The organism is Paenibacillus sp. BK033, from assembly GCF_004345425.1.
Taxonomy (GTDB): domain Bacteria; phylum Bacillota; class Bacilli; order Paenibacillales; family Paenibacillaceae; genus Pristimantibacillus.
Window position 1 is genome coordinate 1,157,307 of sequence record NZ_SLVP01000001.1, and the last position, 13,321, is coordinate 1,170,627.

General features: G+C 51.2%; 10 protein-coding genes and 1 other RNA gene. 10 read left to right on the forward strand and 1 reads right to left on the reverse strand.

Annotation, left to right across the window (positions count from 1 at the left end):
• Positions 1-117 precede the first annotated feature (117 nt).
• From glyQ to rnpB, 10 genes are all read left to right on the forward strand, one after another.
• Positions 118-1,005 (forward strand): glycine--tRNA ligase subunit alpha, encoded by an 888-nt coding sequence (glyQ, locus tag EV294_RS05075; RefSeq protein ID WP_127496388.1) that lies wholly within the window; start codon positions 118-120, stop codon positions 1,003-1,005.
• A complete protein-coding gene (glyS, locus tag EV294_RS05080) occupies positions 998-3,079 on the forward strand; it encodes a glycine--tRNA ligase subunit beta (protein WP_132304404.1) in 2,082 nt (693 codons plus the stop codon). The genes glyQ and glyS overlap by 8 nt, the downstream gene beginning before the upstream one ends.
• 55 nt (positions 3,080-3,134) lie before the next feature.
• Positions 3,135-3,953: a pyruvate, water dikinase regulatory protein gene (locus EV294_RS05085; RefSeq protein ID WP_132305294.1), complete on the forward strand. Its 819-nt coding sequence runs from the start codon at positions 3,135-3,137 to the stop codon at positions 3,951-3,953.
• A gap of 84 nt (positions 3,954-4,037) precedes the next feature.
• The gene (locus EV294_RS05090) at positions 4,038-4,508 is read left to right on the forward strand and encodes a YaiI/YqxD family protein (RefSeq protein ID WP_132304406.1); all 471 of its coding nucleotides are present in this window, start codon (positions 4,038-4,040) and stop codon (positions 4,506-4,508) included.
• Positions 4,509-4,549: 41 nt separating this feature from the next.
• Positions 4,550-6,388, forward strand: a complete 1,839-nt coding sequence (gene dnaG, locus EV294_RS05095) for a DNA primase (RefSeq protein WP_132304408.1) — start codon at positions 4,550-4,552, stop codon at positions 6,386-6,388.
• A 31-nt stretch (positions 6,389-6,419) separates the two neighbouring features.
• On the forward strand, positions 6,420-7,550 hold the full coding sequence (gene rpoD, locus EV294_RS05100; protein ID WP_132304410.1) for an RNA polymerase sigma factor RpoD: 1,131 nt from the start codon (positions 6,420-6,422) through the stop codon (positions 7,548-7,550).
• A gap of 99 nt (positions 7,551-7,649) precedes the next feature.
• Complete coding sequence (locus EV294_RS05105; RefSeq protein WP_132304412.1) at positions 7,650-8,489, forward strand: hypothetical protein; 840 nt, start codon at positions 7,650-7,652, stop codon at positions 8,487-8,489.
• Positions 8,489-9,277 (forward strand): tRNA (adenine(22)-N(1))-methyltransferase, encoded by a 789-nt coding sequence (locus EV294_RS05110; protein WP_132304414.1) that lies wholly within the window; start codon positions 8,489-8,491, stop codon positions 9,275-9,277. The genes EV294_RS05105 and EV294_RS05110 overlap by 1 nt, the downstream gene beginning before the upstream one ends.
• On the forward strand, positions 9,244-10,365 hold the full coding sequence (locus tag EV294_RS05115; protein ID WP_132304416.1) for a Nif3-like dinuclear metal center hexameric protein: 1,122 nt from the start codon (positions 9,244-9,246) through the stop codon (positions 10,363-10,365). The genes EV294_RS05110 and EV294_RS05115 overlap by 34 nt, the downstream gene beginning before the upstream one ends.
• A gap of 64 nt (positions 10,366-10,429) precedes the next feature.
• Positions 10,430-10,834, forward strand: an RNA gene (rnpB, locus tag EV294_RS05120) — RNase P RNA component class A.
• 549 nt (positions 10,835-11,383) lie between these two features.
• On the opposite strand, the gene EV294_RS05125 is transcribed toward rnpB, so the two are convergent.
• Complete coding sequence (locus EV294_RS05125; RefSeq protein WP_132304418.1) at positions 11,384-13,246, reverse strand: S8 family peptidase; 1,863 nt, start codon at positions 13,244-13,246, stop codon at positions 11,384-11,386.
• Between the last annotated feature and the right edge of the window lie 75 nt (positions 13,247-13,321).

Genomic DNA, 13,321 nt, shown 5'->3' on the forward strand with positions numbered 1-13,321 from the left:
AGGGTGGAACCGCGGGAGTCAGCAGCTCTCGTCCCTACGTCTGGGAGCAGGCGTAGAGACGGGAGCTTTTTGTGTCCCCGCCTTCGCCATACTAAACGATAAAGGAGCTAAGAGGTCATGAATTTTCAAAACATGATATTGACTCTGCAGCAGTTCTGGGCAGAGCAAAACTGTATCCTCGTACAGCCGTACGATGTCGAGAAGGGCGCGGGAACGATGAACCCGATGACCTTCCTCCGCACGATTGGCCCGGAGCCATGGAACGTAGCTTATGTGGAGCCTTCCCGCCGTCCTGCCGACGGCCGTTACGGGGAGAATCCGAACCGATTGTATCAGCATCATCAATTTCAGGTCATCCTGAAGCCTTCCCCCGACAACATTCAGGAGCTGTACCTGGAAAGCTTGAAGCGTCTTGGAATCGATCCAAAGCATCACGATATCCGCTTTGTCGAAGACAACTGGGAATCCCCCACTCTTGGCGCATGGGGCCTTGGCTGGGAAGTATGGCTGAACGGCATGGAAATTACCCAATTTACGTACTTCCAGCAAGTCGGCGGCATCGATGCCAACCCGGTTGCGGTCGAAATTACGTACGGCATGGAGCGCCTCGCTTCATACATTCAGGAAAAAGAGAATGTGTTTGATTTGGAGTGGGTAGACGGCGTAACTTACGGTGACGTCTTCCTGCAGCCGGAATTCGAGCATTCGAAATATACGTTTGAGACTTCCGATTCAGCGATGTTGTTCCAGCTGTTCAACATGTATGAGGAAGAAGCCAAAAAAACGATGGAGCATAACCTCGTATTTCCGGCTTACGATTACGTGTTGAAATGCTCCCATACGTTTAACCTGCTGGACGCACGCGGCGCTATAAGCGTAACGGAACGCACGGGCTATATTATGCGCGTCCGCAACTTGGCGCGCGCTTGCGCAGCGACTTATCTGGAGGAGCGGGAACGTCTCGGCTTCCCTCTGCTGAAGAAAGGAGTGGAGAACAATGGCTAAGGATTTATTGCTGGAGATTGGACTTGAGGAAGTACCGGCGCGTTTTGTGCGCGGCGCCATGAACCAATTGAAGGACAAGGCGGTCAAATGGTTCGACGATTCGCGCATTCCGTACGAATCGGTTGAGGTGTTCGCTACGCCTCGCCGTCTTGCCCTGTATGTAAAAGGCGTAGCCGAGAAACAGGAAGACGTCAACGAGCAGGTTAAAGGTCCTTCGCGTAAAATCGCCCTTGACGATCAAGGCAACTGGAGCAAAGCGGCGCTTGGTTTCGCGCGCAGCCAAGGCGTTGATCCGGAGCAATTCTTTTTCCAGGAGCTTGCCGGCGTTGAGTACGTGTATGCGAACAAAAGCAGCGTAGGCACGGAAACGGCTTCCGTATTGCCGGAAGGGCTGACAAACCTGATCACATCGATGTCCTTCCCGAAAAACATGCGTTGGGGCAGTTATGAACTGAAGTTCGTGCGTCCGATCAAATGGATTATCGCTTTGTTTGGGCAAGACATTATTCCGATTGAAATCACGAACGTAAAGAGCGGCAATGTATCCCGCGGCCATCGCTTCCTGGGCCAGGAGACGGTTGTTGCATCTCCGGCGGATTATAAAGAGCGTCTGCGCGAGCAGCATGTTATTGTTGACGTGGAAGAACGCGAGCAGCTGATCGTGACTCAAATCGAGGAGCTTGCCAAGGAGAAGAGCTGGGAAATCGCGATCAAGGAAGATTTGCTCGAAGAGGTCTTATTCCTGGTCGAGTATCCGAACGTATTATATGGAACGTTTGATCCGGCTTTCCTCAACATTCCGCAAGAGGTTCTTATAACGTCGATGCGCGAGCATCAGCGCTATTTCCCGGTATTAAACGCGGAAGGCCAGCTGCAGCCGTTCTTCGTAACCGTGCGTAACGGCGACCGGACTTCGATCGAGAATGTTGCGAAAGGCAACGAGAAGGTTCTTCGCGCTCGTCTGTCCGACGCGAAATTCTTCTACGAGGAAGACCAGAAGCTTGAGATTAACGATGCGCTTGCGAAGCTTGAAAATATCGTTTACCACGAAGAGCTGGGTACGGTTGCCGATAAGGTTAGAAGAATCCGCGCGACAACCGATCTGATTGCCTCGAAGCTGGGCGTCGATGCGGACACAGCTTCGGCGGCAAGCCGCGCGGCTGATATTTCCAAATTTGACCTGGTTACGCAAATGGTATACGAATTCCCTGAACTGCAAGGCATTATGGGCGAGGATTACGCCCGCAAAGCAGGAGAAAGCGAAACGGTAGCAAAAGCGATCAATGAGCACTATCAGCCTCGCTTTGCTGGCGATCGCGCGCCGGCATCCCTCGTAGGCGCCATTGTCAGCCTTGCCGACAAAATGGACACGATCGCGGGCTGCTTCTCGATCGGCATTATTCCGACAGGTTCGCAGGATCCGTACGCCCTGCGCCGTCAAGCATCGGGTATCGTTCAGATTATTCTGGCTCAAGGCCTTGATCTGAAGCTGACAGACCTGTTTGACGCGGCTCTCCAGGTGCATGAAGCACGCGGAATGAAACGCGGCGCGGACGAGATTCGCAAAGACATGAACGACTTCTTTGCGCTTCGCGTGAAGAACGTTTTGTCGGAGCAAGCTAATCGTTATGACGTCGTTGACGCAGTTATGGCAACCGGCTTTAACGATTTGCGTATTACCGTCGAGCGCGCCGCGTTGATTAACGAATTGGCTTCCGGCAGCGAGAGAAGCGAATTCAAGCTGACGATCGATGCCTTTAACCGGGTATGCAATCTTGCTTCCAAAGCGGAATCGCGCACGGTGGATTCAGCCCTCTTCGAAGAAGCGGCGGAAGGCGCGCTTTACGAGCAGTGGCAAAAAGCCCATCCAGCGGTCGCGGACGCTATCGCCGAGGGGGATATCGCTTCCGCGCTTGCCAATTTGTCTTCGCTTAAGCAGGCGATTAACGCGTATTTCGATTCGGTAATGGTTATGGCCAAGGATGACGCCGTGCGCAGCAACCGTCTGGCGACTCTTGCGCTTATCGCGGACGACATTACGGCTATTGCCGACTTCTCGAAGCTGGTCTGGTAATACAGGTTGCACTCGTCAAAGTATCATTGTCGTCAATCCATAGAAGGAAGGGATGATGATTGTGGCAGGTTCAGCTGAAGTGATTATTTACGTCGTATCCGACGCTGCGGGCGATACCGGAGAACTGGTCGTGAGGGCGGCGGTAGCGCAGTTCCATCCGGTGCAGACGGACATCCGCCGCGCACCGTTCGTCATGGATGTGCCCACCTTGGAGAGGTTCGTTTTGCAGGCCAAGCTTTCCGGAGCTATCATGCTCTACACGCTTGTTATTCCGCACTTGCGCGAAGCAATGAAGAATCTTGCCAAGGAGCATGAAGTGGAAGCCATCGATCTTCTCGGATCGTTGATCGAAAGCCTTGAACGGCAGACCGGCCGTCATTCCCGTCAAGAGCCGGGTCTCAATCACGTTCTGGATGCGGATTACTTCCGCAAGGTGGATGCCGTGGAATTCGCGGTCCGTTACGATGACGCCAAGGACCCTTCCGGCGTCCTTAAAGCGGATATCGTGCTGATCGGTGTATCGCGCACGTCGAAAACCCCGCTGTCCATGTATCTGGCGCATCAAAAATATAAGGTAGCCAATATTCCGCTCGTCCCGGAAATCAAGCCGCCCAAGGAACTGTTTACCGTCCCGGTTGATCGGATTATCGGCCTAACGATAGGCGTGCCGTACTTGAACACGATCCGGAAGGAAAGGCTCAAGGCGCTTGGACTGCCGGACAGCGCTTCGTATGCGGCGGAGGACAGGATCCTGAAGGAGCTGGAATACGCGGAAGCGATTATGAAACAAATCGGATGCGTCATCATCGATGTGTCGCATCGCGCGGTGGAAGAAACGGCGAGTCTGATTATGGAGCATTTTCGCGGCGTTTAAGCTTGAAATGCAGGATTTTTTTGAAGTATTGCCGTATATAATAGTACGGTAATTGAAATATACAACAATAAGCGGGGATGCGTGATGGAGCTTAAACAACCGACAGTCGTCGTCGACGGCGACGCTTGTCCCGTTAAGACGGAAATTGCCCGGACCGCACGCAGCTTCCGCGTCCCGGTCGTCATGGTATCCTCCTATGACCATCGGCTTGAGCCGCAGGAAGGTGTTTCGGTTGTGCAAGTCGACCGGAGCAGCCAATCGGTCGACTTGTATATCGTCAATCATATAGCCAAAGGCGATATCGTGATTACGCAGGATTTTGGTCTGGCATGCATTGCAATCGGAAAAGGGGCTGTCGTTTTGTCTCCGCGCGGCGAAGAGTATTCGGACGAGAACATCGATTATTTGATGGAACGGCGTCATGAATCCGCGAAAAGAAGGCGCGCAGGGGGGAAAACGAAAGGCCCAAAAGCAATGAATCATGAGGATCGGGAGCGTTTTCAACAAAAGTTGACAAAAGTTTTATCAAACTTGCAGGAGAAACATGACATTTAGCGAATATTATTTACGTGTCATTAGGATGAAGGTGATGGATAATGACCTACGGTAAAATACCGGATGACGTTATTGAGGCGGTACGCCGTCATCATGACATCGTAGATACGGTGAGCAAATACGTTCATCTCTCTAAGAACGGCAAGTACATGAAAGGGCTTTGTCCCTTCCACTCGGAGAAGACGCCTTCCTTCACCGTCACGCCGGAGCTGCAGATATTCCACTGCTACGGCTGCGGGAAGACCGGCAACGTTATCCGGTTCGTGGAAGAGATCGAAAGCTATACCTTTCCAGAAGCGGTCCGAGTGCTTGCCGAAGAGGCGGGCATCCCTGTTACCTGGGCTAATCCGGACGGCTCGAAGCCAACGGCAGCCGACACGGAACGAAGCGCTGTTCTTGAAGCCCATGAGCTGACTGCGAAATTTTACCATTATTTGCTGAACAATACGCAGTACGGCACCGAGGCAAAAGAATATTTGCGCGGGCGCGGGTTTGGCGACAAGCTGATCAATCAATTTATGATCGGTTATGCGCCCGAACAGTGGGATACGCTAAGCCGGTTCTTAACAGCGAGAAATTTCGATCCCGCCTTGATGGAGAAAGGCGGGCTGCTATCCGCGAAATCAGACGGAAGCGGATATGTAGACCGGTTTCGGGGACGAATCATGTTTCCGATTTGGGATCGGGACGGCAAGGTAACGGCGTTTGCGGGACGAATAATCGGCGACGGTCAGCCGAAATATTTGAACTCACCGGAAACGATGCTGTTTACGAAAAGCCGCACGATTTACAATCTGCATCATGCGCGACCTGCCATCCGCAAGAGCAAGCAAGTTGTTTTATTCGAAGGGTATATGGATGTAATTAAATCTTGGAGTGCCGGCGTAAAGAACGGGATTGCCACAATGGGAACGGCCTTGACGGAGGAGCATTGCAGCATTCTTGCAAGGCAGGCTGAGGAAATCGTGGTCTGTTATGACGGTGATGACGCCGGACAAGCTGCCGCTATGAAGTCTATTCCGATGCTCGAAGGAGCGGGGCTTAGAGTAATGGTGGCCATGCTTCCGAAAGGTAAGGATCCGGATGAATATATTACCGAATACGGTCCCGACGATTATCTTCGGGAAGTCATTGATCAGCCTGTCACAACTACAAAATTTAAGCTTATATATTCAAGAAAAAACCATATACTGCTAAAAGAAGAAGGTCGGAAAAATTACTTGCTTGAAGCCGCCGGAATTGTGGCAGAGCTTGATTCGGCTATTGAACGCGAAGTATACCTGCAGGAGCTTTCGCGCGAATTTAATTTCCCATTAGAGGTATTAAAGCAGGATTGTCACATTAAGCATCAAGAATTGCAAAAAAAGAAACCCGGAAGGGATAATAACGACAATTCGTGGAATAATGGTAGGAATGAAAATCGCCGAAGATCGGGGCCTCCCGTGCTAATGCCCGCTTATACGTATGTGGAGCGGAGGCTGCTTCATGTGATGATGCGCGACAGGGATGTGGCGCAAACCGTGCATGAAAAGCTGGGAGACGCGTTCAATATTGAGGATCACGCAGCGCTTGCTGCTTATTTATACGCTTTTTATGCGCAGGGCTATGATCCGGATGCCGGGAGGTTTATCGCCTCGCTCCAAGACGAACGTCTGGAGAGAACGGCTGCAGCCATTCTGATGATGGACGGAGATTTTCCTTTTGACGATGCAATTTTGGAAGCCGATATTCAGGACATTATCAAAGTACCTAGGTTCCGGGAGATCGACCGAAAAAAAGAGGAAATGATGCAGGCGGAACGCGCCGGAGATCATCTGCTCGCCGCGCAAATGTTAAGTGAGATTATAACCCTAGAGAGACAGCTAAAAGGAACGACTTGACGATCGGTTCTAGGGAGGAGGGAGTCGGAATATGGCGAATGATCAGCATACTGAACTAGAAGCCGAACAAAAATTGGATTTAGTGAAGGAACAATTGATTGAACAGGGGAAGAAAAGAGCCTCCTTAACTTATAAAGAGATTATGGAGAAATTATCGCCGTTTGATCAGGATCCGGAACAAATCGATGAGTTTTTCGAACAGCTCGATGATTTAGGTATTGAGGTATTGAACGAGAGGGATGAGGATCGTGATCCGCTTAACCGCGGAGAAGATTCGGATCGCGAAAATGATGATTTCAATTTCGACGATGACCTGGCTCTGCCTCCGGGAATCAAGATTAATGACCCTGTACGCATGTATTTGAAGGAAATAGGCCGTGTTCCGCTCCTGTCGGCGGATGATGAAATCGAACTGGCAAGACGAATTGAGAACGGGGATGAGGAAGCGAAGCGCAGACTTGCGGAAGCGAACCTTCGTCTCGTTGTCAGTATCGCGAAACGTTATGTAGGCCGCGGCATGCTGTTCCTGGACTTGATTCAGGAAGGCAACATGGGTCTGATTAAAGCGGTAGAGAAGTTTGACCATCAAAAAGGCTTTAAGTTCAGTACGTACGCGACATGGTGGATTCGTCAGGCGATTACGCGCGCCATAGCGGACCAAGCGCGTACCATTCGGATTCCGGTTCATATGGTCGAAACGATCAATAAGCTGATCCGGGTCTCGAGACAGCTCCTTCAAGAGCTTGGGCGCGAACCGACCCCGGAAGAAATCGCCGCGGAGATGGAACTCAGCACCGATAAAGTAAGGGAAATCATGAAGATTGCTCAAGAGCCAGTATCGCTCGAAACGCCGATTGGCGAAGAAGACGATTCGCATCTTGGCGACTTCATTGAAGATCAGGAAGCACTGGCTCCTGCTGACGCAGCGGCTTATGAGCTGCTCAAGGAGCAACTGGAAGATGTTCTTGATACGTTGACGGAGCGTGAGGAAAATGTACTCCGTCTGCGTTTTGGCCTTGACGATGGCCGTACTCGCACCCTCGAAGAGGTTGGCAAGGTATTCGGCGTTACCCGCGAACGGATTCGTCAGATCGAAGCGAAAGCGCTCCGCAAGCTCCGTCATCCAAGCCGCAGCAAACGTCTTAAAGATTTCCTAGAATAAGATAGCTTTAACCGATAAGGACCTTTCTGCTCTTGCAGCAAGGTCTTTTTTTCCAATTGACCCTATCGTCATTCTACCGGAGAGGACAACATAAGGCATATGAATGAAGAGCGACGCCAGATTATCGTCAGAGAGATTGAGCATTGGAGCAGAAGCAAATTGCTGCCGGATCAATACTGTGATTTTCTGCTTAACTTGTATATGGATCATGATCAGGAAACAAAGCGAGAATCCAATCATTCGATCGCCAAAGCGGTAATGGCCGTACAACGAGCTTCCGGCAAGCATTGGCTCCTTACATTTGGTTTTTTTACCTTAATTTCCTTTGTTGTGCTTTATTTTAACGTTTTTCACCCCCTATTGCAAATTGGGGTTTCGGCCGTTGGCGTCATTGGATTGTTAGGGTTTGGCGCGCGTTTGAGGCGCCGCCACGAGCCCGCAGGTCTTGCCGTAACCGGTGCAGGCATGCTATTGATGCTTGGTGCAGGCCTATACATATTGGATCAGCATGAGATGACGGATTGGGGCTGGAAGGCAGGGATGCTTGGTTTATGCGCGCTGTTCTGGGTGGTGTACGGAATTGCGGCAAGAATCCAGCTGCTGCATCTTTGCGGCTGGCTTGCGGGAATAATGGTATATGCATGGCTGCTGGCCAAGTTTACCAGCGCTCCGGAGTGGTATGAATCGCAGCTTTACTGGATGCCGCTCTCGATTCTGTTCGGCTGGGCATGCTGGTTTGTTCACCGTTGGTCCAAGCAAGCAGCCTTGGTTTTATTTGCGGCATGCGCGATCTTATGGTTTATGCCGGAGTTATACGAAATGATTGCATGGAACGAGCCGGTTATGCTGCAGCTGCAGCTTCAATTGCTGCTGAAGATTGCCGCTGGCGGCGGGTTGTTGTTCTTTATGCGAAAACAATGGATGGTGTGGGTTGCTTAATGTTGAAATTATCGAGACGTCTGCAAAGAATCGCAGACTTTGTAACGCCGGGCTCGCGCGTAGCGGACATCGGTTCCGATCATGCGCTGCTTCCGGTCTATTTGATTCAGTCGGGACGAGTGCCGTCTGCTATTGCAGGCGAACTGAATCCCGGTCCGTTCGAAGCGGCACGCAAGCAAGCGGCGGATGCCGGCCTTACCGGCAAGCTGCAGGTAAGGCGCGGGGACGGTTTATCCGTTCTGCAACCGGGCGAAGCCGACACGGTAACGATTGCGGGAATGGGCGGCAGCTTGATGAGCGGCATTCTGGAAGAGGGTTATTCCGCCGGGAAGCTGGACGGCGTCAAGGAGCTTGTTCTTCAGCCTAATATCGGCGAGGAATTTGTGCGAGGCTGGCTGCTCAAGCGAGGATGGTTCCTTGCGGAAGAATCCATTTTGGAAGAAGACGATAAAATTTACGAAGTGCTGCATGCCTTCAAGTATGATGAGGCGGAATGGAAGAAACGAAATACGGAGATATATGATGCCTCTTTTCTTACGCTCCCGGCTTATCAGGAGAAGGGGGCAGCGATTTTGGAGAAGATGGGACCGCATCTCCTTCGTGCTCCGCAGGAGGTCTTTTTCAAGAAATGGCGCTTGGAGCTTGATAAGCTTCGCAAGATTGTAGCTCAGATGTCCCAATCCGATCTGGAGCAGGCAGAGCAGAAGAAACAGCAGTTCCTAGAAGAAATGAGTGTAATCGAGGAGGTGCTTCAATGTTTGCAAACGGGCAGACCGTCGTCCAAATAATGGAGCAGCTGGCACCAAAGCATTATGCGGTCGAGAATGACAAAATCGGGCTGCAGCTTGGGACGTTAAATAAGGAGATCCGGAAAATCGTTGTAGCTCTGGATGTGACGGACGAAGTCGTCGATGAAGCCATTGCCGCCGGAGCGGAGCTAATCATCGCGCATCATGCCATCATCTACCGGCCTTTGGCGAAGCTGGATACGTCTACTCCGGCAGGCAGGCTTTACGAGAAGCTAATTAAGAATGAAATCGCGGTCTATATATCGCATACCAATCTGGATGTGGCTGACGGCGGCATCAACGACTGGATGGCCGATCTGGTTGGCATTAAGGCGGAAGGCCGCCAATGTCTTGAAGAGGTGCATACGGATAAGCTGTATAAGCTGGTTGTATTTGTCCCGGAGGATCAGCATGAAAAGGTGCTTCAAGCGATGTTTAATGCCGGCGCAGGCCATATCGGCGACTACAGCCACTGCAGCTTTAATATCGAAGGAACCGGAACCTTCTTGCCTGGGGAAGGCACGAATCCGTTTATCGGCAAGCCGGGGCAATTGGAAAAAGCGAAGGAAATCCGCATTGAAACGATTGTTCCGCACAGCGTTCACCGCAAGGTTGTTCAGGCTATGCTGAAGGCTCATCCTTACGAAGAAGTCGCCTATGACCTGTATTCGGTTGATCTGAAGGGCAGATCCTTTGGCCTTGGACGCAGCGGCAAGCTTGAGCAGCCAGTTACCCTAGGAGAACTGGCCCTGAAGGTAAAGGAAGTATTCGAGGTTCCTTATGTTCGCGTGGTTGGCGATCCGAACAGAGTTATTAAGAAAGCAGCCGTATTAGGCGGCTCAGGGGGGCGTTATGCCCGTCATGCGCAATTTGCCGGTGCGGATGTTCTTATCACGGGGGACGTCGATTACCATTCCGCTCACGATGCGCTTGCAGACGGTCTTTCGATCATAGATCCTGGCCATAATGTCGAGAAGATTATGAAGCAGCGCGTAGCCGATTGGCTTAATCAGCAGCTTGCCGAACGGAAATACGAAACAAAGGCTGTTCCTTCAACCATTAATACGGAACCTTTCCGGTTTGTGTAGCAATTGGGACTATAAAACAGGTTGAGGTTTTGTAAAATACCCTGTATACTTATTCGTGCATCGGAAAGTTTGACAGACAATCGCTGGCGGCCTTGTTGCCGCGAGAGGAAAGTCCGGGCTCCACAGGGCAGGGTGCTGGATAACGTCCAGTCAGCGCGAGCTGAAGGATAGTGCCACAGAAATGGACCGCCGATGGCCGGCTTACGCCGGCACAGGCAAGGGTGGAACCGTGGTGTAAGAGACCACGAGGAGTATGGGTGACTATATTCCTGGTAAACCCCACTTGGAGCAAGACCGAGAGAACGTAGCAGCCTAGAGCTGCAGCCTTAGCCCGAGGCTCGTTCGGGTTGGTTGCTTGAGCTGTTTAGCAATGAACAGCCTAGATAGATGATTGTCGCTTCGCTGTGGGAGGGTCGTTCCCGTTAATACCACTTGAAGTACAGAACCCGGCTTACGGCAAACTTTCCGCAACGGACAACAAATTACGCCTCCTGGCATTCGCCGGGAGGCTTTTTTGTTGCTTGCTTGCGGAAATATTAGGTGGTTGGCTCGTCGGGGACGGAGTGTCTCTCCGCTTCGCAAGAGATACCCTTTCCCTTCCTCAATCGAACAACCGAGGTCGCCTCATAAGGCTTTGCCGCTTGCCGCTCGGTAAAGATTCGTTCGTATTGGCGGATCTGCGATGTTGTACGAAATGCACGATATTTCAAGGTAGCAGCAAAAGGAGGGAGATATATTGCAGAAAATGCAGGATATCTCGCCCGGGAAGGCTTCAAATATGCATGCTTGGCGAAATATACTGCATTTCATACAGCATAAGTCCGATTCCAGGTTCAAGAGAGCTTATTATACTGTATTTCGTGCAAGGTGAGCAGATTGTCGTCACCCGAAAAGAAAAGCATCCTCGGCGAAATGGCAGAGGATGCTTTCCGTTTTTGTAGAATTGAACGGCGGGAGTCCACAGCGGCTGGAAGAAGATACTGTCCGTAACGAGCCATCTGCTACGCAAACATTGGTCTTAATCCGCTTTATAGCGCCGGCTAATCGCCTCCAGGCGGCGTTCGGTTTGGCTTGGAAAGTTCTGAAGGGCGGTCGTATAGTTCGATGCCGACTTCAGAGCTTTGTCTACGTCGATCAGGCCGTAGCCGTAATAGTTATCTTTGCCTTTGTCGCCAAGATCAATGGCGGATTTGCGCATGATGTCCATAACCTCTTCATTGTTGAGGTCAGGGTTAATCGAGCGAATCAATCCGGCTAATGCCGCAACATGAGGGCTCGCCATTGAAGTGCCCGACAACGCCGCGTACTGGCTGCCCGGATACGTGCTGGCGATGCTGTCGCCAGGCGCCGCTACGTCAATGTAATCGCCATAGTTCGAGAACGAGGCTTTATTTTTACCCGCGTCCGTTGCCGCGACTGCAAACACTTCCGGATATGCAGCCGGGTATCCAGGACGGTCCGTATTATCATTGCCGCTTGCCGCAACCATCACGACGTCATGATCGTAAGCATACTTAATCGCATCGTGAAGAAACTCGGCTTGCGCATAGTTGCCTAAACTCATGTTAATGACTTTGGCGCCGTGATCCGTGGCCCAGATAATGCCTTGCGCTACGGAATAGGTCGAGCCTGCGCCGCTGCTATCGAGCACTTTAACCGGCATAATTTTGTTATACCAGGAGATGCCTGCTACACCCTCGCCATTGTTGACGGTAGCGCCAATGATGCCCGCCACATGGGTGCCGTGACCAACGTCGTCATTTGGAGCGGCGTTTGAATCCACGATATTTGTGCCGTTAAGCAGCTTGCCCTTCAAATCGGGATGATCGGCTTGGACCCCGGTATCCAGAATCGCTACGATAACCTTGTCGTTGCCTTTCGATAAGCCCCAGCCCTTTTCGGTTTCGATGGAAGGCAGGTTCCACTGGTATTGGGAGTACAGGGCATCGTTAGGGGTAATAATATCCGCCGAGTCACCAGCTGTTTCGTTTGTCAGGTAGAGATAGTGAGGCTCAACGTATTCGGTTTTCCAGGATTTCTGGAAATAATGAACCATTTTATCCGCATCCATGTTCTTCGAACGGAATACGTAGGTATCGCCAATACGCTGAATTTTCTCGGCATTGATTTTTTGCTTGATTTGTTCTAATTGCTTGTTGGTCAGCTTATCCTGAAAATGTACAACCACATCCTTGACGTGATAATGACTGGCATTACCGTTGTCTTCGCCATTACGAACCGTCGTCTCGCGGTTGGTATTGGGTTCTACCGATTCAATCCGGTAGTTGCCTTCGGCCGGGTAAGGCACAAGCCGCAAATTCCGTTTTTGATGACGTTCGACCTGCATAACGATATCTTGGTTAATGACACCAACGACGCCAATGCCGTTATTTTTGCCGCTAGGAACGCCAAGCACCATGTACCGGCTGCCGGTGTCGCTCATGAATGGCTTGGAATGATAGTGCTGGCCTGCTTTTACTTGCGCTTTTGCATCGGCCACGTATTGCGAAGCCGTTTTGTCCGGAAGCGCGCCGCGCTCAACGCTCCGGTCACCGTTGATCCAGCTGATGTAGACCATATGCTTATGCATGCTCATCATATGGGCTACTTTATCGGACTGAGCTTTCATTGCGCCTTTATTGGTATCTCCGGTCATCAGCTTGCGGAATTCCTTGCTGCACTCGGTTGTGCAGAGCAAAGCGGTTGCGTCCATATCTTTGTTTAAGGTTTTGACTTTCAGTGCCTTTTCCTGATGTGCCGAGAAATTTCTTACCTCGGACTCAGGTGCTTTCCGGTCATGAAATATATATCGCGTACCGGGTACAACAATAGCTACCAGTGCTATAATGGCGCAAAGACCAACCCATTTTTTCGCATTCATTGTTTCTTTCGTCCCTTCGTCGCTTATGCCAGCGTAGTTGCAACACTAATGGTTAGGTTGCGCATCGCATGCCTG